Here is a 26,518-nt window from a genome sequence, read left to right on the forward strand (position 1 = left end):
TTTCATTCCCCTGAACGTTGACTTGAATCGACCGCGGAACTGGCCTCCGCCTGTAAAGTTGTTTTCGTTAAGCCGGATTCCGCCGTGATCGGAAACAGGTCAGGCACGTTAATCTCCCAGACATTCGGCCCTTGAGGCGTAGCAGTATATCCCCCCAGCGACCAGTTTCCTGAAAAGGCATTTAACTTCCCTGCCAGTAAGATGTAATCCATTTTCATTTTTTTCATAAACTTGGGAGCCACTTTGAATTTTTCAAAGGGAGAGATAAACATCCCATGGCTGGGAGTACCAGTCACTCTCAACAATTCCCCGCCGTTCTGGTTAGGAGTGAGTGTTATGAAGACCTTAATCGAATTCAGTTTTGATAGCGTTGCCAGGTCGCCTTTCCGAAGCAGGTAGCTGCAGGGAGGAGCGATATACTCCCCCTGCAACGCTTCGACAGTCGGCTGCCAGACCAGTTTGTCAAAATCTATATCGACAAATCCACCACCTTCTCCTACGGGGCAAAGAGTGGCCCGTTGATTCTGCACATCGATCAGGTACACGCTTCTCGCTGCTGCCTGGGTCATATTATGTCGATACGACCAGCGACTGCCCTGTATGCGACGATAGGTAGACAGTGAATAACGCCTGGTACCGGAACGATGGTAAGAACTTGCTGAGCGGAAATCGCACAGCATAAACTCCGCTTCATCTGACGCCTGTTCTGGCCAGTTGACCTGGAGCCGCAACGATGCGGTTTCAGGAGCGTCCGCAGGACAGTAAATCGTCTGCTCATACTTTCGCCCGGGAATCGTCGTTAGAATTCCCGAACTATATTCTTCCCTCCAGGGCGTGCTTAATTTCAGCTCGTATTTTCCCCAGGGGAGCTTCCCGAATTTCAGTTGCCCCTCTGCGTTACTCTCCGCCTTGACCTTGAAGACTTCCCTACTCCCCTGGTCATCCAGTTTCGACAGCTCACCCGAAAAGCCGACCGCCGGCTTTCCCCCTTCCTGTTCCTGAATCAGTTCAAAGGTAATCGGATTCATCTCCTGAGAACTGGATTCACTCTGGGCCGCCTGCTCTGCTTTCAGTTGCTCCAGTTGCGTTAGTATCTGCTGCGTTCCTGCGTCCCGGGGCTGCTCCTCCATGGCTGCCAGCCGTTCCAGCAGTTTCAGGTTCACCCGTTCGCTCTGTTTCATCATCGACCAGGCAATCCCCACCACGGCCAGACAGCAGACCGCCATCACAGCTGAGAGTCCAGTCATAATACGTTGTGACATGATTTTCTCCTTCATCGCTTCCAGCCAGAGCTGGCGGGCCACTTTGATCGGATCCCCAAACTGTTCCAGTACGCGTCCCCGCGCCAGTTGCTCGTCCGGATTCTTGTGCAGTTCCCGATTCAGGGCACACGCAAAATGATCGCTGAGTTCATCAATAATCTCCTGTCGCAATGACGACGGCTCGTCGTCCCGACGCGGCGGAAAATCGTCAATACTGAGCTCAGGCCAGCCCACATTCACTCCTCATTCTTCGTTACATCAGTTCGCTTCATAACCATTAGAAAAATCCCTGACCTCCGCCGGGGGTCCCTTGGGGAATGATGAATTCGTCCAGATCAGGCAAATTGATTTTCCAGAGGTTCTGTTCGCCTTTAATTGCCTTGAATTCCAGTCGCTTTGTTAATTCCAATCCACTGGCATACAACGTATGTCCTCCCTCGGGTCGCGTTTTCACTTTCGTCCAGGGCGGCGGATGATTCATCAAGGGAATGAGCAGAAACGTATTGCCTTCAATCCTGCCGAATCTTGTGGAGTCTCCCACCAGGGCCCGATACTGCAGATTGTAATTGCCTGCTGCTGACCGGGACTTGTTTAATGACTGAAAGGAGGGGATGCGATTCACTTCCGCGAGCTGGGGCAAGTCTTGCTTTTGAATCAGCATCAGATCGGGCAAAGCATGTTTTCCCTGAATCATTCGCGTCGACGAATCAAAAGCCAGCTCTTCTAAATGAATGTCTTCATACTCCCCTTCTTCGTTGAGCGGGCAGACTGCGATCATACTTTTGCTGTTGATGAGATACACGCCGCTGGCATCTCTGGTGCTGCTGCGTCGATAAATCCAGTTTTCCCCCTGGATCAACCTGCTGCTCTCAATCTGCCGGTTTCCATCAGAGGAATTACGAAAGTCACAGACCAGATACCAGTCTTCGCTATCAACTTCCTCGGGCCAGTTCAATCGGAACCGAACCGAGACGACCTCCGGTTTATCGGTTGGACAGACGATCTCCTCGGTCATATCACGACCGGGAATCACATACACATTCTGGTGAAGAGTCTCTCCCCAGGGAGCTTTCAAAGTCAGCCGATATTTCCCCCAGGGTAGTTTTCCGAAATCAAGCATCCCCCGGCCATTACTGACGGCTTCCAGGGTGAACTCTTCGGAACGATCACCACTTTTAGTAAGTGTACCGGCATAATTGTGGGGCAGCCTCTCATCCTGATCCTCCGCAACCAGTTGAAAGGCAAGCTGATTCATCCCAGTGGCAACAGTATCCGGCTCGACTGACCTGTTCTGATTCAACTGCTCCAGCTGTTTCAGAATCTGCTGATTCACTTCGTCCGACGTCACCGGCTCGGGTCGATTCGCCATCTCAGCCATCTGTGCCATCATCCGGTTATTGAATGCCTGGCTCTCTTTCATCATCGACCAGACCAGCCCCACCACGATGAAGCCACACACGGCCATCACCACAGCGACCCCGGTCAGAATACGTTGTGACATGATCTTCTCCTTCATCGCTTCCAGCCAGAGTTGGCGGGCCACTTTGATCGGATCACCAAACTGTTCCAGCACACGTTTCCGCGCCAGCTGCTCATCCGGATTCTTCAACAGTTCCCGATTCAGGGCACACGCAAAATGGTCGCTGAGTTCATCGATAATCTCCTGCCGCAATGACGAAGGTTCGTCGTCCCGTCGCGGCGGAAAATCTTCGATACTGATCTCAGGCCAGGCCACTTTCCGCTCCCAGAATCCGGTCCACCGCGGATGAGAACTGCTTCCACTCCTGACGCTTCTCATTCAGGACCTTCTGCCCCTGCGTCGTCAGCTCGTAATACTTCCGCCGACGACCATCGACTTCACGCCAGAATGATTTCAGCAGCTTTTTCCGCTGCATCTTGTGCAACGCCGGATACAGACTCCCCTCCTTCAGCTCAAATTCCTGAGCCGAACGGTTCGTCACCTGTTGCGTAATCTCGTAACCATACGTGGGCCCCTCGGAAACCAGTTCCAGAATGAGCATCTCCAGCGTGCCTGCAAATAACTGAGGATTCATCTTTCTTTCTCCCATACCTAGGATGACTACATATCCAATATATAGCCGCTCTAGGTATGTACTGTCAAGCAGTTTTTTTTTAAAAGAAATCACGAGGGGGTGAGCCCGAATGCAATTCGGGCCGAGCACAGCGCGCAGGAGGTCCCAGCTTACGAGATCAATTTACAACAGAGAAACCCATCATTCGCACAAGTGGGCTCGAGGCACACGTACGCTCCACATCGTTTGCACCGCGACCACCTGTTGCCTGCGGCAATACCGGATTATATACGGTACCACCCAGATTATTCAGAGGCCCTTGAAAGTGGACACCAATCGTACTTCACCAGGCGGGCGGACACATGGGTCCGCACCCTACGCCAGTTGAAGCAAGCACAGACGGACTGTTAAACAGCCCGTCCCGCGTTCGCGCAGAACTGGTAATACACCTCTTCCGATTTCACGAGCTGATCGATTTCGACCCACTCATCCACCGTGTGGGCCTGGGCGATGGAACCGGGGCCGAAGACCATTGAAGGCACGCCACTCTGATTCACACGGGCTGCGTGCGTACCGTAGGGGACACCCACTTTTTTGTGACCGGGCTCCATCGTGTCGATTACCTTCAGCAGTTGATCGCTCCATGCCCCATTATTGTGATCGGAGAGAGAAACGCCGGTAATCCACGGCGGCAGCATCTCGAACTCAAAAGGCAGCTGTTCTTTGAGGTAGTCTTCCACCTGGTTCATCACATCGATGCCATCTTCACCAGGAATGACGCGGCGGTCGATTTCAATCGTGCACCAGTCCGGCACAATGTTGACGCTGTCGCCCCCTTCGATCACGCCGACACTCAAGGTCGGCGGACCGCACAACGGATGTGCTTCCCGTTTCGTCAGCTCATCCGCGTAGACCTGCAGCGCCTTGATCACATCCGCCATCCGGTAGATGGCATTTACGCCATCATTGGGTTGTGAACTGTGACAGGCCTTCCCGGTCGTCTTGATTTTCCAGCGGGTCGCGCCACGATGGGCCACGACGATATCCAGCATCGTCGGTTCGGCCACGAGTCCCAGATCGGGAGGCGCGGTCAGAATCTGGCTCAGCCCACTCGGGTTTTCCCAGAGCTGGACCAGGTGGTTGATGCCCTGCACGGTTGCTTCTTCATCGCAGGTACAGGAGAGAATCACATTCGCCGCCTCGGGAGGATTGTCCTTCACCAGTCGCGTGAAGGCCATCAGCATCGCCGCCATGCTGCCTTTAACGTCGCAGGCACCGCGACCGTAAATCCGGCCGTCTTTCTCGGTCCCTTCAAAGGGGGGCACGATCATCCCTTCCGCGGGAACCGTATCCTGGTGCACGTCCATCAGAATCGTGGGCACGCCCTCTTTAACCGGCGTGCGGGCGATCACATTATTCCGCCCGGGAACCACTTCGATTGATTCATATTCGACTCCCAGTTCTTCGAAATAGTCACACAGAAACTGGGTCAGTCTGCCTTCAAAATAAATATCACCGGAAACAGCGCGGCCCATGGGATTCACGCTGGGAATGGCAATCAGTTGTTTTAACAGCTGGACGACATCCATCAAAAAATAACCTTTTCTCGAGCCCGCTTTTGAATACTCTCGCGCTGAATTTTATGTAGTTTTCCACAGCCAGTGTCCCTCAACTGCAGCCCGATTTCTACTGATAACGCATTCAGTTTCTTAAGTTGGTTGAATTTTACAGCCCGGACCGACTCTAATATCAGTAGACCGCGTTTTACCCAAATCACGCTGACCACAAACTCCAAGGAGCCTTATATGAGAAACATACTGAACTGGTCCGCCGCTCTCCTCGCGTTGATCATCACCGCAGCCCCCCTGCAGGCGGATCCGATCCCCGGCGTTGGTCCGGTAAGCGACCCCGTCAAAGTCTTTTCTGATTTCAAATTCACCGAAGGTCCCGCCTTCGACCTCAAAGGCAACCTCTACTTCACCGATATCCCCGCCAACCGGATCTACAAAGTCGATACCGATGGCAAACTCAGCGTCTTCCTGGAACCCTCCAATCACTGCAACGGCCTGATGCTCGATGGCTCCGGCAAACTGCTGGCCTGTGAAATGGATGGCCGCCTGGTCAGCATTAATCTGAAGAACAAGAAAGTGACGCCGCTGGTCTCCGAATACGAAGGCAAACGCTTCAACGCACCGAACGATGTCGTGGTAGACAGTACAGGTGGTATCTACTTCACCGACCCGCATTTCCGCGCTCCCGAACCCCTGCCGCAGGGAACTGTCGCCGTTTACTACCGCTCCGCTGACGGCAAGGTGAGCCGGATCATCGACGATATCAAAGCCCCCAACGGCGTGATTCTCTCTCCGGATGAAAAAACGCTGTATATCATCCCCAGTATGCAGAAGGAGATGATGGCATACCCCGTGACCGCTCCCGGCAAAATTGGCAAAGGCCGCGTATTCTGCACGCTGAAGCAGGCTGAAGGCTACAAAGAACCGGGCAGTGGAGGTGATGGCCTGACCATCGATACCAACGGGAATCTGTATATCACGACCGGCCTGGGCCTGCAGGTCTTCTCGCCGGAAGGAAAACTACTGGGCATCATCGATTTCCCGGAAAAGCCGGCCAACGTCACTTTCGGCGGCAAAGACAACTCAAGCCTGTTCATTACCGCACGCACTTCGCTGTACCGGGTCGATACACAGGCCAAAGGGCACCGGTTCCCGGGAAAATAATTCTCAGGCCGATCTGACAACTGATACGCATTGTCGCACCTGTTTCGATAATGCCTGAACTGGAATAATCCACACGCTGGTCTGGCTGAAACGCCGATAAAAAGACCAGCGTTTTTTCATGTCATGTGAGCCTCCTGCAACTTTTAACCGTTGACCCGCCTGAAGCCAAATAATTTTTCCCGATTATCATCTTCCCGGTGTGCGGGAATTGTGCTGGCTTTCTCAACAAGTCATAATCAAAATTGCTGCTCAAAAATGACCAGATTAACGGAATTTACTCTGAAAAATACAATTTTCCCCTCATGACTCGGTTGGAGATTAGTGTCCGATGTCTGTTGAAATTAAGGTCCCCTCAGTCGGGGAATCCATCACCGAAGTCCAGATTGGTGCCTGGCACGCAGAACAAGGCAAATGGGTCGCTCAAGACAGTGAAATCGTTGAGCTTGAAACCGATAAAGCCACCTTCGATGTGCCGGCCCCCCTTGATGGGATCATCGTCGAAATCCTGAAGAAAACCGGCGAGATGGCTTCCGTAGGTGAAGTCATCGGCTACCTCGAAGAAGCCGAACGCCCTGCAGACCAGGCCGCTCCCGCTCCCGAAAAGAGCCCCGAGAAAGCAGCCGCCGCTCCCGCCCCCAAAGCGGAAGCCCCTGCACACGTCGGCGGCGGTTCGGATGATCGGGTCATGCCGGCAGCCGCTCGCGTCATGGCAGAAAAGGGACTCTCCCCGGCAGACGTCACCGGCACCGGACCAGGTGGCCGGATTCTGAAAGAAGATGTCCTCGCTCACCAGGGTGGTGCTGCCTCCGGCAACGGTGCCTTCCGCGAAGAAGAAATCGTCCCCATGAGCCCCATCCGCAAGAAGATCGCGGAACGGCTCGTCGAAGCACAGACCAACGCAGCCCTGCTGACGACCTTCAACGAAGTCGACATGTCTTCCGTCATGGAACTGCGGGCACAATACAAAGACCTGTTCCTCAAGAAATACGACGTGAAGCTCGGCTTCATGTCCTTCTTCGTCAAAGCAGTCGTCGACGGCCTGAGCCAGTTCCCGCAGATCAATGCTGAGATCCGCGGTACCGACCTGGTCTTCCGCAACTACTACGATATCGGAATTGCTGTCGGCGGTGGAAAAGGCCTGGTCGTTCCCGTCATGCGGAACGCAGAACGTCTCAGCTTCGCTGAAATCGAACTCAAGATCAACGACTTCGGCCAGCGGGCCCGGGCTAACAAAATCAGCCTGGATGAACTCCAGGGCGGTACCTTCACCATCACCAACGGTGGAGTCTACGGCTCGCTGCTCTCCACACCGATCGTCAATCCGCCGCAGAGCGGCGTGCTCGGCATGCACGGCATCCAGGAACGGCCCATCGCCGTGAATGGTCAGGTTGTGATTCGGCCCATGATGTACATCGCGCTCACCTACGATCATCGTGTCGTCGACGGCCGGGAAGCAGTCGTCTTCCTCAAGCGGGTCAAAGAAGCACTCGAAGAACCCGCTCGCATGCTGATGGAAATCTGATAACAGTCAAAACGCGCATCTAAGAGGTTTGGAAAGGTTTCCTGTCGCTGCAGGAAAAAGTGAAAATGAACCACGATCTGGTTATTATCGGTGCTGGTCCCGGAGGATACATCGCAGCCATCCGAGCTGCACAGCTCGGTCTCAACGTCGCCTGTATCGAAAAAGAACGTATGCTGGGCGGCACCTGTCTGCGGGTAGGCTGTATCCCCAGTAAAGCCCTGCTGGAATCCAGCGAGCTTTACCGCGAAGCAGAGCACACCTTCAAAGATCGTGGCATCAACGTCGGCGACCTGGAACTCGACCTGGAAAAGATGCTCAGCCAGAAAGACCGCACCGTCAAAACCATGGGCGGTGGCATCGACTCATTGTTCAAAAAGAACAAAATCACCCGCTACAGCGGTCACGCCACCATCACGGCACCGGGAAAGGTAGTCGTCGATGACGGCAATGAGCAGACCGAACTCGACGCCAAAAACATTCTGATCGCCACCGGCAGCGAACCTTCCACTCTGCCCGGCATCGAACTCGATGGTGACAAAGTCGGCACCAGCACCGAAGCCCTTGCTTACGATGAGGTCCCCAAACACCTGGTGGTGATCGGCGGTGGTGTGATTGGTCTCGAACTGGGCGCTGTCTGGAACCGCCTGGGTGCCAAGGTCACTGTACTGGAATACCTCGACCGGATTCTCCCCACGACCGATACCGAGATCGCTAAAGAAGCACAGAAAATCTTCGAAAAACAGGGACTCGAATTCCAGTTGGGTTGCCGCGTCACCGGCGTCAAAGTCAACAAGAAAACCTGCGACGTGGAAATCGCTGACAGCAAGTCCATCCGCTGTGATCGCGTACTGGTCGCCGTCGGCAGACGTCCCAACACTGAAAACCTGGGTCTCGAAAACGTCGGTATCGAAGTCGATCAACGAGGATTCATTCCCGTAAACGCGCACTTCGAGACTTCTGCCAAAGGCGTTTACGCCATCGGCGATGTCATCGGCGGTGCCATGCTGGCCCACAAAGCGGAAGACGAAGGGGTCGCCTTCGCCGAGTACCTCGTCACCGGTTATGGACACATTAACTACGACACCATCCCGAGTGTCGCTTACACCAACCCGGAAATCGCTGCCGTCGGTAAGACCGAAGAACAGCTCAAAGAAGCCGGGATCGAGTATCGCAAGGGGTCCTTCCCCTTCCTGGCCAACGGCCGGGCTCGCGCGATGGGACAGACAGAAGGACGCGTCAAAATGCTGGCCGATGCCAAGACCGACCGCGTCCTGGGCGTGCACATCCTGGGACCGCGTGCCGGGGATCTGATCGCCGAATGTGCCGTCGCCATGGAATTTGGTGCCAGCAGCGAAGACATCGCCCGTTGCTGCCATGCCCATCCGACCCTGGCAGAAGCCATCAAGGAAGCAGCACTGGCCGTCGATAAACGTACCCTCAACTTCTGAAATGCAACCGCAGGCCTGTCAGCTTTCAGAAACCGTTTTCCCCACGCCGGAAGAAAATCTGGCGCTGGAGGAAAGCCTGCTCTACCAGATCAACGAACAGGATTCCGCCGGCTGCCTGAGGCTCTGGGAAGTCGACCAGTACACGGTCATCATGGGCAGCTCGAATCAGACGTCCTGTAACGTGGATCTGGAAGCCTGCCGACGGGATCAGATTCCGGTCCTCCGTCGCTGTACCGGCGGGGGAACAGTGCTGCTCGGCCCCGGTTGTTTTATCTTCTCCCTGTTCCTGCGGATCTCCCCGGATCAGCATCTGGCAGGCATCGAAGCCACCACCCGCGACATCCTGGACCGCATCCGCGACACCCTCAACACGCGTTTCCCGAAACATGACATCGACCTGCAGGGAATCAGCGACTTGACGATTGAGGGTCACAAATTCTCAGGCAACTCGCAAAGATGGCTGACGCGCACGCTGCTGCATCACGGTACCATTCTCTACGATTTCGACCTCGATCTGATTTCCCGCTACCTGACCAGCCCGGAGCGGGAACCCGAATACCGTTCGCACCGCAGTCACCTGGAATTCGTCACCAACTACCCGGCGACAGCAGCTGAACTCAGGCAGGCCTTGATCGACACCTGGCAGGCAGACCAGGGAGAACCCGTGCTGCCCGTCGCACGTGTCCAACAGCTGGTCACGGAAAAATACGCGACGGAGAAATGGAATCTCCGCCGCTGAGATCATGTTCCGTTAAGTCAAAGCGCCCTGCATGGGCTGTTCGCTGTCTTCCGGGTTTGGCTCCGCAAAATGATCTTCGATCACTCGCATCTCTTTCCAGCGTCCCGCCTGGAACCGAATCAGGTAACCGATTCCCATGATCGAGATATAGGAAGTACAGGCCACCCAGCTGCCAAACAGCTTTTCGTCGGCGTCCGCATACATCCAGATCAGGAACGTGGGAATTACCATCACCGCCCAGCCGGTCAACAGCGAGAAGAACATACAGAAACGCGTATCGCCGGCACCACGGATGGCCGATCCAAAGACGACCACCAGGGCATCGAAGAACGAGAACAGAGCCGCAAAGCGCAGTAAAATCACCGCCGCCTGTTTGACCTTGAGAAAGTCTTCCGTGATGATATCCGGTTCATAGGGGCGTAGTAACAGATCAGGAAAGCCGATGTAAATCACTGCAAACAGCAGCATATACGCCGCTGAGGCCGCAAACGCTTTCCAGGTGGTTCTGACCGCCAGCTGCGGACGTCCTTCACCAATCCGCTTGCCCACCAGGGTCATCACCGCAGTCCCGACCCCCATCATAGGCACAAAGGCCAGCGAGTTCAGGTTAAAGGCAATCGTGGTTGCTGCCAGCTCGATCTTCCCAATCCGCCCCACCAGTACGATGAACAGCGTGAAGCCGATGATGTCGATGAAATACAGCAGCCCGTTGGGAAACCCGTAACGGATCAGACGCACAAACAGTTCCCGATTAAACTGCCAGTGATTGAACAGTCCATACAGACGGGCCTCATGCTTGGCCAGAATGATAAACAGATACAGCAACAGTGTCACCACATTCGCAGCTACCGTAGCAATCGCGGCACCGCGGATTCCCAGTGCCGGTATCGGTCCGACTCCGAAAATCAGCCAGTAATCCAAGAGCATATTTACGAGTACGCTCACCAGGTTGACCCACATGACCACCATGGTCTGACTGCGTCCCGTGTAGAAACAGGAGAGCACCGTCGACAACAGCGCGGGCCCCGATCCCAGACACAGAATCGAAAAGTACTCTGCTTCCAGGGTCTGAACTTCGGGCGTATGACCGATCCAGTGAAAGAAGGTTCCCGCGAAAGGAACGCCTAACAGCAGCAGACCGCCCCAGATCAGCGCCAGGTACACGCCCTGCCAGACCGATTCGGAAACACGCTGCCTCTGATTTGCTCCCTCGTACTGTGCCACGAATGTATTCACATACATGGCTTTGCCCATCGCGATCGACATGATCGTCCATTGGATCATGCCTGCAGGCAACGCCGCAGCCACCGCATCCGTCGACCACCAGGTCAGAAAGATCCGGTCCACCACATGCATGATCGACAGCGACCCGCAGCTCAGCACCAGGGGCACTGCCACATTGGTCAGTTCGCGCAGGCTCCCCGGCGTCACAGTGGAGGTGTGCTGGTTGAGGGCAGAATCTTCCATCCGGAACAATCCGATCACGATAAAGAGAGCGCTGACTTACAATCGAGAGGATTGTAGTGAAGAGAAACAGAATCGGCGAAGCCGGTCCATCAGCATATCACAAATTTCATAAACTGACCTCTCCACGACACGCTCGTTGCTGCAGAAGTTCGCAATTCAAAGGAAACACAGCGTCGCCTCCCGGGAAAAACCAGGCCGATTATGTGTTCATTTTCCCAGCATTTGCAATTTCATCTGGACCTGATTGGCGATTCCTAGTTTAATTCGCGATCTATACGGGCCAGTTCCGGATTTCAGCCGAGTGATTTATATCATTTCGACAGTCACCCACGAGCATAACCCATAGATATGAATAGACTTACAAACAACATACCGATCTCGAATTCCAGAGTATCTACCGTGAACAGCTTTACCAGAATTCTGCATTACGTCTGGCCTTTCCGCCGTCGACTGATTACCGCATTCTTTTTTGCCGTCCTGGTCGCCATTCTCTGGGGGGCGAATCTGTCCGTCACCTTCCTGGTGGTCAAGGTACTCCTGCAGGGTGAACGCATCGATCAGTACGTGCAGGCGCAAATCGTTGAGACCGAGGACACGATCAAGGACAAGGAACGGGTCCTCAAAGAAATCTCCGGTAAACTGCAGGCGTATCAGATCGATCACTCAGTTGAAGACCTCTCCACAGCCGAGGCCGATGCCACCAAGTTTGCCGATGCCCCGGTGAAACTGCTCAGCGAACATTCACGACAGCAGGAGGACATGAGCATCGCCTCCCGCAAACTGTTTGCGCTGAAGTGGATTGAATCCAACATCCTCCCCTGGGTCCCCGACGACCAGTTCGATACGTTTGCGCTGATCCTGGGACTGCTTCTGGTCACAACGTTTATTAAAGGCCTCTGTATCTTTACGCAGGATGTCATCGTGGGAGGCATCGTCGAACTGGCCACGATGTCGATTCGCAAGGAGTGTTTCCGCAAAGCATTGGACCTGGACTACCAGAGCCTCTCGGATGAAGGGACCGCCTCCCTGATGTCCCGCTTCACGTTTGATATGCAGCAACTCTCCCAGGGCCTGACACTCATGGGGGGGAAAATTATCCGTGAACCCCTCAAAGCGCTGGCCTGTGTCGTATTCGCTTTCATGGTCAACTGGCGTCTGACGCTCCTTTCATTCGTCTTCGCTCCGCTGATCGCCATCGTCTTCTATAAAATTGGTAAAACACTGAAGCATGCCAGCCAGCGAATGATGGAAAGCATGTCCCGCATCTACAAAACACTGGAAGAATCCTTCGAAAGCTCGAAGGTCATTATCGCCTTCAACGGTGCACGCAAACACCGCAGTCGCTTCCATCACGAAAATAAGGAGTACTTCAAAAAGGCACTCCGCATCGTCCGGATCGACTCTCTCACCAGCCCCACCACCGAAATGCTGGGGTTGATGGCGATCTTTATCGCCCTGATTCCCGGTTCCTATCTCGTCCTGCGGGGTAAAACGGAAATCTGGGGCATTCAACTTGCGTCTGCCCCGATGGACATCGCCACCCTGTCGATGATGTACGCCCTGCTGGCCGGCATCACCGACCCGGCACGAAAAATGTCTTCGGTCTATTCAAAACTGAAACGTACCGCTGCTGCCGCCGAACGCATCTTTACGGTCATGGATCGCGAATCGCTCGTTAAAGAAACGACCGATCCCGAGCCGTTCCCGCAGAAAGTGGAATCGGTTCGCTTCAATAAAATCGATTTCACTTATGCTCAGAGGAAAGAGTCCACCCGCAATAACGAACCGATCCTGGACGGCGTCAACCTGGAAGTGGCCGCAGGAGAAGTTGTGCTGGTAGTGGGTGAAAACGGTTCCGGTAAATCCACACTCGTGAACCTGCTCCCCCGGTTCTATGATCCGGATAAAGGTAATATCTTTATCAATGAAGTCGATATCCGCGACATGCGTCTGAGAGACCTGCGCAACCATATCGGCGTCGTCTCACAGGAAACCATGCTCTTCGACGATACGATTCTGGAAAACATCCGCTACGGACGCCCGTCCGCCAGCCGCCACGAAATTGAAGTCGTCGCCAAAAAAGCACACGTCTCCCAGTTTGCAGAACAGTTGCCTGATGGACTGCACTATGGCGTCGGCGAGAAAGGGCACGAGCTTTCCGGCGGACAGCGCCAGCGAATCGCCCTGGCACGAGCCTTCCTGCGTGATCCGAATATTCTGATCCTGGACGAAGCCACCTCGGCCATCGATTCGCAGAGTGAAATCCTGATCCATAAGGCACTCAAGGAATTTGCTCCCGGACGGACCGTATTCATCATCACGCACTCAGTCGGACAGAGCCTGCTCGAATTTGCGACCCGCGTCGTCGTTATGGATTCGGGGAAAGTCGTTGCCACCGGCCCCCACAGTACCCTGGTCGACACCTGTCCGCAGTACCAGAACCTGCTCAGCGCCCAGGTCAGACAGCGCACAGCCTGACAGGTTTCAGGCTGCAGAACGCAGGTTCCATGTGGTATTCCCCTCGAAGTCAGATTAAAAACTCGACGCATCAGGCGGGAATCGATATCATATCTACTTGAGTGAGTCGTTCCTGCCCGTCTATTTTTTCTTATCTGCTCAATCCGGGAATTAATATCATGAGATCAATGATCGTCACTGCACTGCTCGTCCTGCTGGCTGTCGTCCTCTTAGGTGCCGGCATCACACTGTCATCAGAGAAACCGGTCAGAGCAATGCGTCCCGGCATCGAAAGCGAAGCAGCAGATCCTGCAGAGCGAGATTTCTTCCTGGCTCAGTCCGATGAGAGAGAACGGGATCGACGTCCCGAACATCCGCCTCATCCGCGGGACCGTCATCCGCGAGAACATCATCCGGAACACGAGCGGCATCGGGCCCATGCGGAAGCAGAACATCGAAACATTGAACGGGAGATGGACGAACATCGTCACCGGATTCAAAACATGCACGTGGCAGCCGAGCACCTCGAACAGGCGGGTATGCACGATCTGGCTCATCGAATCCATCAGGAAGCCAGGGAAAACGAACAGCACCTCCGCGAACGCCTCGAACGACATCAGCATGCCGAACATCGGTCACCCCATGCCGGCCCTGAGGTGCATGAACTGCTCAAGCAGCTTCGCAATGAAGTCCACGAACTCAAACGCGAAGTCCGTGAGCTCCGAGAAACGGTCGCCAGTCAGGCCAAATAATACGTCAAACGGCTAATTTCCGGCTGAGAACATCTGAGAAACACGAATTGATTCGTGTACTGCCAGTCAGTAGAATAATGCAGACCTGTACCCATGCGTTCTGTCTACATTCTACTGATTGAAAGTCCGGATCTCTAAGATGGCCTCCCCTGCATCGATTTCCTGCCCCCATTGCGCAGCGAGTTTCAATATCAAGTCCCAGGCTGCTTTCGGGAAAAAAGTCAAATGCCCGAAATGCGAGACGCCATTTGTCATTGAAAAACCGGCCCGGAAATCGTCCAGTCCACGCAAGCAGCACAGTCGTCGCTTACCGCAGGCTGATGAGTTTGGTTTTGAAGATGAGTCAGACGAACCCCTGTTCCTGGAAGAGGATGAAACTGACTGGGAAGACGACCTGAGTGACGGTCCTGCTGTCAGACCTGCGAAACAACCCCGGCAGAAACCAAAACCGACCCGTAAAAAGTCGAAATCGCAGCAGAGCTTTCTGGGCGCGTTGCGCAAATATGGGTTCTCCCCGTTTGTCGTCTTTCCCCTGGCCATACTGCTCTGTCTGTACGGCTTCTTTTTTGTGACAGGTAATACTGTCAGTACAACGATTGTGATGTTCATCGTCGTTTTCTTCGCCATGGGGTGCACGGCCGTCGGCGGCATCGGACTGCTGATTCTGGCAGCGGAGGAGAGCTTTGGTGAATTTCTGCTCTGTTTCTTCGTGCCCCTGTATTCGCTCTTTTATGCCATCACCCGTTTTGAACGGACCAAAGGACCCTTTGCCGCAATCTTCAGCGGAGTAGTCGTCTACCTGGTTGTGGGACTGACCCTGATGATCGGGAAAGAAACGCAATCCGGTCCCTTCGCGAAAGATGGTCCGGGTGGACGCGCACAGAACAACGTCGCTCAGGTCGATCCGGATGCGGATGTTGACCTCGAGGACCTGAAGGAATTTCACATCCAGCTGCATACTCCCCTGCCTCTGGAATGGGCGGAACCCGGAAATACCTCGGCCAACGTTTTTCAGGAACGACCTTCTGCCTCCATCGGCAGGATGTTTGAAGTGACCAGTTCCCCTGATCCCGATCAGCCAGATGCGCCTGCCAGCCGGATGAAGTTTCGTGTTTTCCTCCCCCCGAAAGGACAAGGAGAGAAATTCCCCTGCGTGATTGTTCCCCCGGCCGGCTCTACCCTGCTGACAGGCATGGAAATCGACGATACCGTTAACACGCAGAACCCGGAACATGAACCTTACGTCAAAGCCGGCTTCGCTGTGATCACCTTTTCCATCGACGGCGACCTCGGTGAAGGAGATCAGACCAGCAACGCTGAGTTCATCAAGGCACATGAGGCCTTTCGTAGAAGTAAAGCCGGCATGTTGAACTATGCCCAGGCCCTCTCGCTGGCCAAGTCAACTATTCCGGAAATTGACACCAGCAACATCTTTCTGGCCGGCCACAGTTCAGCCGCCACCCTCTCGCTGCTGTTTGCGGAACACAGTCATCAGCACTTCTGGGACCCCGATACAATCAAAGGCTGCCTCGCCTATGCCCCCTCTGTCGATCCCCAGAAGTTTTTTGCAAACCATCTCGGTGAAATCAAACCGTTGATTCCCGATGTCGAAGAATTCATCCGCCTCAGTTCTCCCAAAGAACATGCTCAGACCATCCAGTGCCCCGTTTTTCTCTTCCATGCACGCGGAGATCAGGTGACCTCCTTCGTGGCGTCCCGACAGTTCGCAGAACAGTTGAAAGCACAGGGAGTCGATGTGAAGTTCGTGTCGAGTAACGGCAGCGACCATTACCAGACCATGGTCGATGAAGGAGTTCCCCAGGGAATCAAGTGGATTCAGGCTCAACTGAAAGCACAACCTTCACAACCCGCAGAGGACGGTTCTACCGGACTCGATCCACAACTGGCTGCGATGAAACAGGAGGCCCAGTCGCGGATGGAGAAGACCAGCCAGCTAAAACGAAACAACAACTCAAGCAGTTCGGCGTCCGCGCATCTGGAAAAGATGCGCGCGTCGCTGGAGAAGATGAGAGTCGCCCGAGATGGAGAAACTCGGAGATACCGGTTTCAAATCGCTGGTTTTACTCCCGAATTTGAACAAAAGCTGAAAAAACAAGCGCCCTTTTTTCTGAATTCGCTTGAGTCCTCATTCGACGTTGCCATCCTCGGGACGAAAGGCGACAACGTCATCATCAATTTTTACGAGATGACAATTACCTTCGATTATGCGGGTGAACTACCACAGGATCTCAGGGAAAAGATTGCCAACGAGAAATCGACTAAAGTGATGCTTTTATCTGACGCGCCCCTCAAAAACATACCAATCAATCATGAGTCAGCTGAAGACGATCAGAATATTGATCTCATGACTTTCCGTATTAAAAGAATCAGCAGCATACGTTTTCCTGGTAATACTTTTGATCCCATCGTGGCCCAGCGTCTGGCTGAAAGATCACTCAGAGGGATTAAAGAATATATCCACGACTCTCTGGTGATCAATTATGACGACAAGTGGGCGGCAATTAAATATAAAGCTAACGACGGTAAATTCGGGTTAGGCATGAAGCTGAATGGCAGTTTGCACAGTGCGGGCATCCATGTCGACGAAGAATGGATCAAACTGACAGAAGAGGATCTGGCGCTCATTCAAAATACAGGTAAATCTCCCACAGAATCAATGCCGTCTTCACCAGGCAAAACGCCCCCCGCTGCCACGGCAAAGCAGAAATATATCATCCACTACGGCGTTTACGGCGGTGACAACGTTACCGACTCAGCACGCCGCTTACTGAAAGGGTTTGTCTGGGTCGATCAGGAAACGGTGCACTTCAATCCCGATAAGAAAGAGATCACCTTCGAAAATCGCAGCGCTGTCGACCAGGGAGCGCTGGACCGTGCACTCAAACGGAATAAATTCTATCAGGTCATGCTTACCCGGGAAGCGATCCCCACTTCTCCCGCAGAGAATACCTCAGACAAGGCCGGTGCAGGGACCGAATAATCCGTCAAGCTGCGTCCTACGACGCACCTGTGATTTCACTGATATCAATCAGATGCAACTGACGCCCCTGGTCCTTATAAGGACTGTCGATACAGACATAACGGGAATTGGGGCTGTAACGGGGATGCGTGTCGACCCGCCACTCACCGGTGTAGAGTTTTGGTGAATGGAAGTGCCCCAGATCGATTCGCTTCCCGGAAGCGACATGATACAGGTGCGGCGTCTGCATCCGCTCTTTGCCTTTGGGATACGTATCATTCAGAATCCACTCATTCCCCGGCAGGTAAGTCAGATGTCCTCCATTGTCCAGCACGCCTTTACCCACTTCTTTGAGTTCGGCACCCGATTCATCTTTGACCAGGAAATCTCCCCATGACGGGCTGTCAGCAGTCGCCTTGGACTGGGCCAGGATGTGTTCGGGATCACGCCAGATGAAATGCGAGACGAACCCGTTATCGATCACCACCCGCACATCGCTGCCATCCGGACGGGCTGTGACCAGCCGAGAGAGGCGTTTGCCATTCGGATACTGCCAGCGATGCAGCGTGATGAACCGGGATCCGTCCGGGCTGAACAACAGGTGGTTAAAGTAATGCTTGATATCTTTCTGATTTTTGGGGATGGTGCCCGTCTGGGATATTTCCTCCAGTGATAGAATCAGCGTGGATTTACCGGTCTCCAGATCCACCCGGAAGATCCCGGAGTCCTTGGGAGCCAGATCCTTGAAATTGGGATCGGAAAAACCGGGATATCCATAGCCGGGTCGCACATCCTGAATCCGCCGGAAATCGGGCGTGACCGCAGTCTTCCCATCCGGACTGACCGAATAGATGGGAGAAGGAATGGTGCGTCCCTTTCCAGATTTAACATCCAGAATCCGACTGACGAACTGACCGTCCTGCCGATCGTTCCAGATGATTTCCGAAGCAGAACCAGGCAGCCACTGCAGCATACATCCCTGTTGCCAGTTCCAGGCGGATGATTCTCCCAGTTCGATCCAGCGATCGCCGTCTTCCAGGTCGACCATGCCGATTTTGATCACATCATCGGCCCGGGGCGAACGATGTTCGAAAGCCACTTCCATACCCAGCACGTAGCGGCTGGTGGGATCAAACTGCAGCTTGTCGTAATAGCCGAACCAGTGATGCCGGGGGCCTTTGGTAATCACCCGCATCGGAGGGAACTTCTGTTCTGCACCGGTCTTCTGTTCGGCTCCGAATGAGAGGCTCCCCAGAGCCGAAGCACCCACACCACACATGACCCGAGATACAAATTCACGACGACTGCAGGAATAGTTCGACATCGGTTTTCTCTCTGTTTTGAGTACCGCGGTTTGGGTAATTGACGCAGTAAAATGATCTTAATTTAATCATTCCAGACTAGAGGACTGATCGGAGAAAAGCAACTGCAAAGGCTTCCCTGAAAACAGCTTCGAATTAGTTGCACTTCAAACGGGGAGTAACTTCTTTTAAACTCGATACCACCCTATAATGTGGTGACACTTCACAGCACTTGAACCAGGCAGGCTCCCATCGCTCCACGAGGACAGGAGAACCACATCAGTAGAGTGTTCCTCGACCAACACGACCGGATTTTCGATATCCTGAATCTCAGAATTCACGACCTACAGGTTCTGTTAATTATATGAATAGCCCCGTCATCTATGACAACCCGGAAATTCTTCTGGATCAGAAATATACCGTCAGTGATCCCGAAGTCAGAGACATCCTGGCCAGCATCGGATTTAGCGATCAGGAACGTGCGCTGATTCGACTGCGGGAGCTGTGCACAACGCCCCAGATTCGTAAAGAATTAACACAGATTCTGCCAACCCTGCTCCAGGCACTGACCGATGCAGCCACTCCGGATGGCTCCCTGATCAACTTCGAACGGTTTATGAACAGCGTTTCGGAACCCGAAACGATGCTCGAGTTTCTCACACAGAATCCACGAGCCGTCGAAATCCTGGTCCGGCTCTTCGTCGGCAGTCAGTTCCTCACGGAAATTCTCCTCAAGAACCCCGACTACCTCGAACGGTTGACCCGCTATAACCGGATTGCCGAATTCAAAAGTCAGCAGCAGTTCTTCTCAGAAGCCATGGCCATCATGCGGCAGGAGACCGGCAGTGTCGCCGAAAAATTCGATGCCGTTCGTCGTTTCCAGCGCTGGGAACTGCTCCGCATCGGTGCCTGTGACACCTTCGGCCTGATGGACCTTAAAAACATCACTGTCCAGCTTTCGCTACTGGCTGACGGTCTGGTGCAATCCTGTTTGACCGTTCTCTCAGAAGACATGGATCTTCCCCTGGATGACTTCGCCGTCCTGGCCTTCGGTAAACTGGGTGGTGAAGAACTGAACTACAGTTCGGACATCGACCTCGTCTTCATCTCCGGACAGGACTCCACCAAGTACTGGCAGCTCGGCCAGAAACTCATCAAGTCACTGATGGAATCGACGGCTGAAGGCTTCCTGTACCGCGTTGATATGCGTCTCCGTCCCTGGGGACGCTCCGGGGCGCTGGTGACCACGGTCGACGCGTACGTCGATTACTTCGCCAAACATGGTCGCCTCTGGGAAAAGCAGGCGATGCTGAAAGCCCGCGTGATCGCCGGCAATCAGAAACTGGGCATGGAGTTCTTCCGCCGCATCGAACCGCAGATCTTCAACTGCGATTCAGAAGAAGTCCGCAAAAATGTGCTGGAGATGAAACAACGGATTGAAGAGACCCTGAAGAAAAAAGGCAAGGAATGGGGCGAAGTCAAATCCGGCAAAGGCTCTATCCGTGATGTGGAGTTCACGACTCAGTACCTGCAGATGGCCAACGGTGCGAAATACCCCTCGATCCGCAGCATCAATACGCTGGACGGGCTTGTGCGACTCGTCGATCACGGCCTCATCCAGGCTGATGAATACCGTCACCTGACCAGCGGCTATGTCTTCTTCCGAAAAATTGAACACGCGCTGCAGCTGATGCACTATAACCAGGAGCATCACATGCCCACCGATGAGCGGGAACTGGCTTACCTCGCCCGGCGGCTTGATTTCCAGGACGGCAAACAGCTGGTGCAGTATTATGAACAGCACCGCAAAGCGGTTCGCAGCATCTACAGAAAATACATCTACGATCCCGCTGAAAACAAAACAGGAAAGCACTCCACGCATTCCGAGCAGGACAGCAATCCCATCGGAATGATGGCGGCCTCTTATACCAAAGTCTTTAATGAAGAAGAGACCGAGCAGCACAGCCAGATGGCACGCAAGCTGAGTGAGACCAACATCGTCGAGCTCGAAACAGAAAAACGCCCAAACGATCAATTGCGACTGACCATGGTCGGCTTCGACCAGACCGGCGACCTGTCTCTGATTTGCGGTCTGCTCTTTGTTTACGGATTCGACATTGAGAAAGGGCACCTGTTTACCAACCAGAAGGTCAAACCGGCTCCCGCTTCCGGGCGGTCGACCAAACCGAGTGAGAAGTCTAAAAACACCCGCAAGTTTGTCATCGTGCTCGATGTTAAAGCCTCCGGCCCTGCCGTGGAACCGAATATCTGGACCGACTACCGCAACGACCTTTCCCAGTTGCTGCACAAGGTCGAATCGGGGAATCCCCAGGAAGCGGTGGGAGAACTTGCTAAACGCGTCGCCGCCGGCCTGCACGATCTCGCACAAGCCAGCCAGGTGCTGTACCCGGTTGAAATTGAAGTCGACAACGAGACCGACAGTCGGCACACCATTCTCCGCATCCAGTCTGAAGATACCACCGGCTTCCTGTATGAGTTGACCAACGCCCTCTCGATGAGCGGCATCGATATCGCCCGTATGGTGATCGATTCAGAAGGAACCCGCGTCAGTGATGTGCTGTATGTCACCGATGACAAAGGGGAAAAAATCAGTGCGGAAGCCCAACAACAGGGACTGCGTGCCGCGATCGTCTTGATTAAACACTTCACTCACCTGCTCCCCCGCTCTCCCAATCCGGAATCGGCACTGCTGCACTTCCGCGAGTTCCTGGAGCATCTTTTCAAGCAACCCAACTGGGTCGAAGAAATTTCCTCACTGGAGCGTACCAGCGTGCTCAGTGCCCTGGCCCGTCTGCTGGGTGTCAGTGACTTCCTCTGGGAAGACTTCCTCCGACTGCAGCATTCCAATCTGTTCCCCGTTGTTGCCAACGTGGAAGAATTGAAAAACCGGATTCACCTGGACGAACTCCAGGCTGAACTCGCCGAAGAGCTCGCTGAGGCATCGACTCCCGAAGAACAGCAGGAACGGCTCAACGCCTTCAAAGACCGGGCCATGCTGCGTACCGACATGCGGCATATCCTGGGGCACATCTCTGAGTTCGGTCAGTTCTCAGACGAATTAACCGATGTCGCAGAGGTCGTAGTGGAAGGCGCCTACGAAGTCTGTCATCAGCAGCTACAGGAACGCTACGGCGAGCCACAACTGGAATCGGGCGGCCCCTGTCATCTTTCGATCTGTGCACTCGGAAAATGTGGCGGACGCGAACTCGGCTTCGCCTCGGACATTGAGCTGATGTTTATTTACGAAGGTTCCGGCCAGACAGATGGCCCCGAAGTCATCACGAATAATGAATACTATCTGAAGCTGGTCGAAAAATTCACCAAGATGATCAAAACCCGCAGCGAAGGTATTTTTCAAATCGATCTGCGGTTGCGACCCTACGGGCAGGCGGGCAGCCTGGCTGTCTCAGCTGAAGCATTCCAGAGCTACTTCTCTTATGAGGGCGCTGCCTGGCCTTATGAACGCCAGGCGCTGGTCAAACTCCGTCCGATCTCTGGTGATGTGGAATTTGGCAACCAGATCGTCCGCGTCAGGGATCAAATTATCTACTCCGGCAAACCATTCGACGTCGCTGCCATGCTCGCCATGCGGGAAAAGCAGATTCAGCAGCTCGTCAAAGGGGGAACCATCAACGCCAAGCTCGGAGACGGTGGACTCGTCGATTGTGAATACCTGATCCAGGGGATGCAAATCACTTACGGACACCGCAACCCCGGACTGCGAACCACAAACACTCTCGAAGGCATTGAGTCCCTTAAAAAACTGGGGCTGATCAGTCCCGACGACTTCTACAAACTTCGCGACGCCTACATCTTTCTCCGCAGGCTCATTGATGCTCTGCGCATGGTGCGCGGCAACGCCAGGGACCTGACGGTTCCCCCTCAGGATCAGGAAGAGTTCGAATTCCTTGCCCGGCGGCTCGGCTATGGTTCGCATACCGATAAGCTCCAGGAAGAAATCTCTTCCACCATGGACTGCGTCCGCGATTTCAGTCGCCTGCTCGCCCCCATCAAAGCAATGACTATCCGCACCAACGGGTAAATTCAGGCGCAGATTTTCGATTCGCTGCTCAAGTTGACAGGCAGGATCTGCCGGTACGTTCCCATTTCTGGGGTCACTCTGAGGGCGCTTATATCATAATGATTACAGCCCGAAAATCGCCCCGACACGCCGAGATGCCCCTAAAGTCAGTTACAGAGGCCACTTACAACCCAATCGGTTTAATTGGCACAATCGATGCTTCTTAACATTTCTCAGACGCGGTCGCAAATTCAAAAACAACCGTAATCTCTTTTAAGGAATGGAAAGATGAAAAAGTTCATGATCGTTTGCGTTGCTTTGGCAGGTGGATTCGCAATGCTCGGGAGTGCCTCCACAGCGGAAGCGGGGGGAGTTAATTTCAGCCTGAATCTGGGTAACGGATACGGCTACAGTAATTACGGTGGATACAGCGGCCGATATCGCTCATACAACGCACGCCCCTATTATCACGGCCGACGTCACTCTTACTGGCATGATACCAGTCATTACGACTATCATCCCGGTGGATTCTACCGTCATCGAAATCATTACCACTACCAGCCCGGTCACTACGACTATCATCAGTCAGGACACTGGGATCATCACTAATCCCATATCTCCTGTTCTTTAAAAGTGGCGCGAGAAACCCGGGCAGATCGAACCCTCGATCTGCCCGGGTAATCGTTTGATGACATCGCTTATTTAGCGGGAACATTCCACCAGGCATTGGTCTGCTTCAACAGCTGTTGAACCAGTTCGGGATGCGCAGCCGCAGCATTGTGCTGCTCAAACGGATCCTGCGCCAGGTTATATAACTCGGGCTTTTCTTCACTCAGCCGGGGTCCGGGGAAGATCGCTTTCCATTCCCCTTCGATGCACCAGCGATATTTCAGACTCGTGACGGGATCATCAATGTCGACCATATCATGCTCGAAGATCTCGCCGAAAATCGCTTTGCGGTCAGTCTTGCCACCGTTCTGAATTACCTGCAGCAGATTGATCCCTTCCATGGCTTTGGTCGGTTTTAACCCGACGGCATCCAGAATTGTCGGTGCCAGATCGATGCTGCTCACCAGCGTATCATACTCTGCCGGCTTAATTTTCCCCGGCCAGCGAAGCAGAATGGGGGTCCGGAGACCGCCATCATAGGGACTCCGCTTCGATTTGGGAGCATAACGGAAACGACGTTTCATTTTCTTGCGTTCCGCTTCGGATTCAGGCACATACTGAATCCAGCCGTTGTCCGTCACGTAAACAACAATTGTGTTGTCCGACAGCTGTTTCTGATCCAGATAGTTCAGCAGTTGTCCACAGGTCTCGTCGAACCACTCCACCATCGCGTAATAATAGGACAGTTCTACTGGAGTTTCCGGATTAAGGTATTTCTTCAGGATCCGCTGAGGTGGATTGTGAGGAGTGTGGGGCAGGAAGGGCGCATACCACAGAAAGAAAGGCTCGTCTTTGCATTCATCAATGAACTCATAAACGGGTTTCATCCCTTCCCGACCGATCTTCAAGCCCAGGTCACCATGACGACCTCCCCGTTTGGGGTCGCCATGTGTCATCGCCGAAGTGAAACCGGCCAGGCTGGGATTGCCTTCCCACCATTTGCCACACTGATAGCTCTTGTATCCCAGTTTGTCCAGCATTTGAGGCAGGCAGTCTACAGCGCGAACATGTTTCAGCAGCTTCTGGCGATCCATGCCCTTGGGGGGATCATTCCCGGTAATCATATTCTGATGCGGGTACAGACCGGTAATCATCGTCATCAGACTGGGGCGACACAGGCTGGTCGGAACATAACCACGCTTGAAGACAGCGCTCTCCGCCGCCAGCTTATCCAGATTCGGGGTTTTAATCTTTTCATGCCCCATGAAACCATAATCGTTCCAGGCCTGATCATCGGAAATGATCATCACAATATTCGGACGGGACGCGGCTTCAGCCAGTACATTCCGTGGAGCAGCGTAAGCCCCCCAGACCACCAGTACCACCAGCAACAGGTTTTTACACAGCTTCACGATGAACTCCTTTTGATACGAGCGCGATCAATGGCCTCTATTCGAATGAACGCCGCCAGGGGGAAGAATCAGGCGGGAGAATTATTCGAAAAAAATTCTTTAAAATCCCCAACGCTGAATCTTATAATGACGTAAGGAACTGCAGAAGACATACACACAGATCCCAACCAAGTTCAACCCATCCTACCAACTACTTCACTAAGATCAACACCTAAAACAACTTACAACCTTACTCACTCCTGATCCCCGGTATCCCACTGAAGACCTGATTCATTCAGGATAAAAACGTTTTTGCCGGAGATCAAAAGATTGATAAATCAGAATTTTTCAAATGAGACATTCTTGATTCGATTTACTTGAGTGCGTTGACAGCGTGGAAAATGAGTATTCTAATGTAGTTACACAATTTGTTGTGATTTGAAAAACTCGAACTTCTTGTGATACGGGGCAACCACTGACCGAGGTTTCTGGCTGGCTCAAGTCGGGAGCTTCTTAAGTTAACTGTCACTTACTTTTTAGAAGAATATGAGGAATTTTATGCGGAAAATGATGAACGTAAAAGTAGCGTTGATGTTTGGCCTGGCGATCGCCGGACTGACTCTGATCTGTGGTGAAAAGCAGGTTGAAGCTCGTCCTAACTTCAAGAAAATCTGGGCAGAAACATACCCCAACTCCAAAATGCTGATCGACAAAAAATGCGGTATCTGTCACCCTGGCAAGACCAAGAAAGAAAAGAGTGCCTACGGTCAGGCCGTTGGTAAAGGTCTGTCAAAGCGGAAAGAAACCGACAAAGACAAGATCGTCAAAGCACTGAAAGATGCTGAAAAGATGCCCAGCCCCACCGAAGGTAAAACTTTTGGTGACTACATCGAAAAAGACGAACTGCCTCCCGTTGGAGATGTTAAAGAGTAATTGACTCCATGGAGTTGCTGACCTCAGTTTTTCCAACATTGAGTCGGGACTACTGAAGTTAAGATATCAAAAGCAGGGTAGTGACAATGGTCATTGCCCTGCTTTTTTTATCCATTCGCTGGCGTGCTCATTCAGATGAAAGTCAATCACCAGGGGCAGATGATCGGAAGCCTGGCGTGAAAGTTGAGACCGTGCCAGCCTGGCCTGCTTAACACCGATCTCACCGCGAATAAACGCTTTATCCAGCGTCCCCACAGGCATATACGCAGGAAACGACCGAAAGCGGGACGGCGGACTCGTTACTTCCTGATATTCAAATTCAGAGAACTTCCCGTTCGCCAAAGTATTTCGCCAGTCGTTCGTGTCACCCACGATCAGCGAAGGATGATCATTGCCTTCCCGGAATAACCGATGCGTCAGCAGATGATTGATCTGCCAGTGACGCTCTTTTTCAGCCAGTCCCAGGTGGAAGTTCACCAGTTGAAAGGGCCCCTCAGGAGAGTCGATCAACACAATCTGGGCACCGCGCGCTTTCCGCCACTTATTGGTCAGCGAAATCTGATGCTGTGACAGGAACGCCCAGCGGGAAAGGATCAGATTGCCGTAGCCCCCTGTCTTCAGCTTGACATTCAGCTGATACAGCGATTCCGGCATATTGAAGTAATCGGCGAAGATCTTCGGCTGGTTATTGAAGCGGGAACGTTTCACATTCCGGTCGACCTCGTGCAGGCAGATGATATCCGGATTTTCCTGCTCGATAACACCGATCACCCGTTCCAGTTGATACCGACGGTCACGTCCGCCGATCCCTTTATGAATGTTATAGCTCAACAGTCGCATGTTTGAT

At 53.4% G+C, this 26,518-nt stretch carries 18 protein-coding genes; 10 read left to right on the top strand and 8 right to left on the bottom strand.

Annotated elements, in window-relative coordinates:
* Nucleotides 1–2 precede the first annotated feature (2 nt).
* From HG66A1_RS22515 to HG66A1_RS22530, 4 genes are all read right to left on the bottom strand, one after another.
* Entirely contained in the window at nt 3–1,496 is a 1,494-nt protein-coding gene (locus HG66A1_RS22515) for a hypothetical protein (protein ID WP_145189339.1), read from the bottom strand.
* 43 nt (nt 1,497–1,539) lie between these two features.
* On the bottom strand, nt 1,540–3,060 hold the full coding sequence (locus tag HG66A1_RS22520; RefSeq protein ID WP_197996750.1) for a hypothetical protein: 1,521 nt from the start codon (nt 3,058–3,060) through the stop codon (nt 1,540–1,542).
* Nucleotides 2,984–3,316, bottom strand: a complete 333-nt coding sequence (locus HG66A1_RS22525) for a PadR family transcriptional regulator (protein WP_145189344.1) — start codon at nt 3,314–3,316, stop codon at nt 2,984–2,986. The genes HG66A1_RS22520 and HG66A1_RS22525 overlap by 77 nt, the downstream gene beginning before the upstream one ends.
* Before the next feature lie 386 nt (nt 3,317–3,702).
* Nucleotides 3,703–4,884 (bottom strand): M20 family metallopeptidase, encoded by a 1,182-nt coding sequence (locus tag HG66A1_RS22530; RefSeq protein WP_145189346.1) that lies wholly within the window; start codon nt 4,882–4,884, stop codon nt 3,703–3,705.
* Between the two features lie 216 nt (nt 4,885–5,100).
* On the opposite strand from HG66A1_RS22530, the gene HG66A1_RS22535 reads away from it, so the two are divergent.
* The 4 genes from HG66A1_RS22535 to HG66A1_RS22550 all read left to right on the top strand — a co-directional run bounded on the left by HG66A1_RS22535 (nt 5,101) and on the right by HG66A1_RS22550 (nt 9,739).
* A complete protein-coding gene (locus HG66A1_RS22535) occupies nt 5,101–6,030 on the top strand; it encodes an SMP-30/gluconolactonase/LRE family protein (RefSeq protein ID WP_145189349.1) in 930 nt (309 codons plus the stop codon).
* 328 nt (nt 6,031–6,358) lie between these two features.
* Entirely contained in the window at nt 6,359–7,552 is a 1,194-nt protein-coding gene (gene odhB / locus HG66A1_RS22540; RefSeq protein ID WP_145189352.1) for a 2-oxoglutarate dehydrogenase complex dihydrolipoyllysine-residue succinyltransferase, read from the top strand.
* Nucleotides 7,553–7,617: 65 nt separating this feature from the next.
* The gene (gene lpdA, locus HG66A1_RS22545) at nt 7,618–9,000 is read left to right on the top strand and encodes a dihydrolipoyl dehydrogenase (RefSeq protein WP_145042587.1); all 1,383 of its coding nucleotides are present in this window, start codon (nt 7,618–7,620) and stop codon (nt 8,998–9,000) included.
* A gap of 1 nt (nt 9,001) precedes the next feature.
* Entirely contained in the window at nt 9,002–9,739 is a 738-nt protein-coding gene (locus HG66A1_RS22550; protein WP_197996751.1) for a biotin/lipoate A/B protein ligase family protein, read from the top strand.
* Nucleotides 9,740–9,751: 12 nt separating this feature from the next.
* On the opposite strand, the gene HG66A1_RS22555 is transcribed toward HG66A1_RS22550, so the two are convergent.
* On the bottom strand, nt 9,752–11,206 hold the full coding sequence (locus HG66A1_RS22555; protein WP_145189368.1) for an MATE family efflux transporter: 1,455 nt from the start codon (nt 11,204–11,206) through the stop codon (nt 9,752–9,754).
* Nucleotides 11,207–11,605: 399 nt separating this feature from the next.
* Here HG66A1_RS22555 and HG66A1_RS22560 point away from each other — a divergent pair, with 399 nt between their 5' ends.
* The 3 genes from HG66A1_RS22560 to HG66A1_RS22570 all read left to right on the top strand — a co-directional run bounded on the left by HG66A1_RS22560 (nt 11,606) and on the right by HG66A1_RS22570 (nt 17,416).
* Entirely contained in the window at nt 11,606–13,684 is a 2,079-nt protein-coding gene (locus HG66A1_RS22560) for an ABC transporter ATP-binding protein (protein ID WP_197996752.1), read from the top strand.
* 158 nt (nt 13,685–13,842) lie between these two features.
* Nucleotides 13,843–14,415 carry a hypothetical protein gene (locus tag HG66A1_RS22565; RefSeq protein ID WP_145189373.1) on the top strand — a complete coding sequence of 191 codons (573 nt, stop codon included), beginning with the start codon at nt 13,843–13,845 and terminating at the stop codon, nt 14,413–14,415.
* Nucleotides 14,416–14,554: 139 nt separating this feature from the next.
* The gene (locus HG66A1_RS22570; protein WP_145193873.1) at nt 14,555–17,416 is read left to right on the top strand and encodes an MJ0042-type zinc finger domain-containing protein; all 2,862 of its coding nucleotides are present in this window, start codon (nt 14,555–14,557) and stop codon (nt 17,414–17,416) included.
* A 16-nt stretch (nt 17,417–17,432) separates the two neighbouring features.
* On the opposite strand, the gene HG66A1_RS22575 is transcribed toward HG66A1_RS22570, so the two are convergent.
* Nucleotides 17,433–18,719 (bottom strand): hypothetical protein, encoded by a 1,287-nt coding sequence (locus tag HG66A1_RS22575; RefSeq protein WP_145189376.1) that lies wholly within the window; start codon nt 18,717–18,719, stop codon nt 17,433–17,435.
* A gap of 341 nt (nt 18,720–19,060) precedes the next feature.
* Between HG66A1_RS22575 and HG66A1_RS22580 the strand changes: the two genes are divergently transcribed.
* Nucleotides 19,061–22,759, top strand: a complete 3,699-nt coding sequence (locus tag HG66A1_RS22580; RefSeq protein WP_232106647.1) for a glutamine synthetase adenylyltransferase — start codon at nt 19,061–19,063, stop codon at nt 22,757–22,759.
* A 267-nt stretch (nt 22,760–23,026) separates the two neighbouring features.
* Nucleotides 23,027–23,347, top strand: coding sequence for a hypothetical protein (locus HG66A1_RS22585; RefSeq protein WP_145189379.1), 321 nt, complete (start codon nt 23,027–23,029; stop codon nt 23,345–23,347).
* Nucleotides 23,348–23,436: 89 nt separating this feature from the next.
* Here HG66A1_RS22585 and HG66A1_RS22590 read toward each other — a convergent pair whose 3' ends face one another.
* A complete protein-coding gene (locus HG66A1_RS22590) occupies nt 23,437–24,759 on the bottom strand; it encodes a sulfatase (RefSeq protein WP_197996753.1) in 1,323 nt (440 codons plus the stop codon).
* Between the two features lie 546 nt (nt 24,760–25,305).
* Here HG66A1_RS22590 and HG66A1_RS22595 point away from each other — a divergent pair.
* Nucleotides 25,306–25,671, top strand: coding sequence for a hypothetical protein (locus tag HG66A1_RS22595; protein WP_145189382.1), 366 nt, complete (start codon nt 25,306–25,308; stop codon nt 25,669–25,671).
* Between the two features lie 90 nt (nt 25,672–25,761).
* Here HG66A1_RS22595 and HG66A1_RS22600 read toward each other — a convergent pair whose 3' ends face one another.
* Nucleotides 25,762–26,511: an endonuclease/exonuclease/phosphatase family protein gene (locus tag HG66A1_RS22600; RefSeq protein ID WP_145189385.1), complete on the bottom strand. Its 750-nt coding sequence runs from the start codon at nt 26,509–26,511 to the stop codon at nt 25,762–25,764.
* Nucleotides 26,512–26,518: the final 7 nt, after the last annotated feature.

It is taken from the genome of Gimesia chilikensis, assembly GCF_007744075.1.
Classification (GTDB): Bacteria; Planctomycetota; Planctomycetia; order Planctomycetales; family Planctomycetaceae; genus Gimesia; species Gimesia chilikensis_A.

Bases quoted from the DNA above. Each gene is read 5' to 3' on its own strand.
- HG66A1_RS22575 (WP_145189376.1), bottom strand. From the start codon at position 18,719: ATGTCGAACTATTCCTGCAGTCGTCGTGAATTTGTATCTCGGGTCATG.
- odhB (WP_145189352.1), top strand. From the start codon at position 6,359: ATGTCTGTTGAAATTAAGGTCCCCTCAGTCGGGGAATCCATCACCGAA.
- HG66A1_RS22595 (WP_145189382.1), top strand. From the start codon at position 25,306: ATGATGAACGTAAAAGTAGCGTTGATGTTTGGCCTGGCGATCGCCGGA.
- HG66A1_RS22600 (WP_145189385.1), bottom strand. From the start codon at position 26,511: ATGCGACTGTTGAGCTATAACATTCATAAAGGGATCGGCGGACGTGAC.
- HG66A1_RS22570 (WP_145193873.1), top strand. From the start codon at position 14,555: ATGGCCTCCCCTGCATCGATTTCCTGCCCCCATTGCGCAGCGAGTTTC.
- HG66A1_RS22585 (WP_145189379.1), top strand. From the start codon at position 23,027: ATGAAAAAGTTCATGATCGTTTGCGTTGCTTTGGCAGGTGGATTCGCA.
- HG66A1_RS22550 (WP_197996751.1), top strand. From the start codon at position 9,002: ATGCAACCGCAGGCCTGTCAGCTTTCAGAAACCGTTTTCCCCACGCCG.
- HG66A1_RS22555 (WP_145189368.1), bottom strand. From the start codon at position 11,206: ATGGAAGATTCTGCCCTCAACCAGCACACCTCCACTGTGACGCCGGGG.
- HG66A1_RS22565 (WP_145189373.1), top strand. From the start codon at position 13,843: ATGAGATCAATGATCGTCACTGCACTGCTCGTCCTGCTGGCTGTCGTC.
- HG66A1_RS22530 (WP_145189346.1), bottom strand. From the start codon at position 4,884: ATGGATGTCGTCCAGCTGTTAAAACAACTGATTGCCATTCCCAGCGTG.
- HG66A1_RS22580 (WP_232106647.1), top strand. From the start codon at position 19,061: ATGAATAGCCCCGTCATCTATGACAACCCGGAAATTCTTCTGGATCAG.
- HG66A1_RS22525 (WP_145189344.1), bottom strand. From the start codon at position 3,316: ATGAATCCTCAGTTATTTGCAGGCACGCTGGAGATGCTCATTCTGGAA.
- HG66A1_RS22520 (WP_197996750.1), bottom strand. From the start codon at position 3,060: ATGAGAAGCGTCAGGAGTGGAAGCAGTTCTCATCCGCGGTGGACCGGA.
- lpdA (WP_145042587.1), top strand. From the start codon at position 7,618: ATGAACCACGATCTGGTTATTATCGGTGCTGGTCCCGGAGGATACATC.
- HG66A1_RS22535 (WP_145189349.1), top strand. From the start codon at position 5,101: ATGAGAAACATACTGAACTGGTCCGCCGCTCTCCTCGCGTTGATCATC.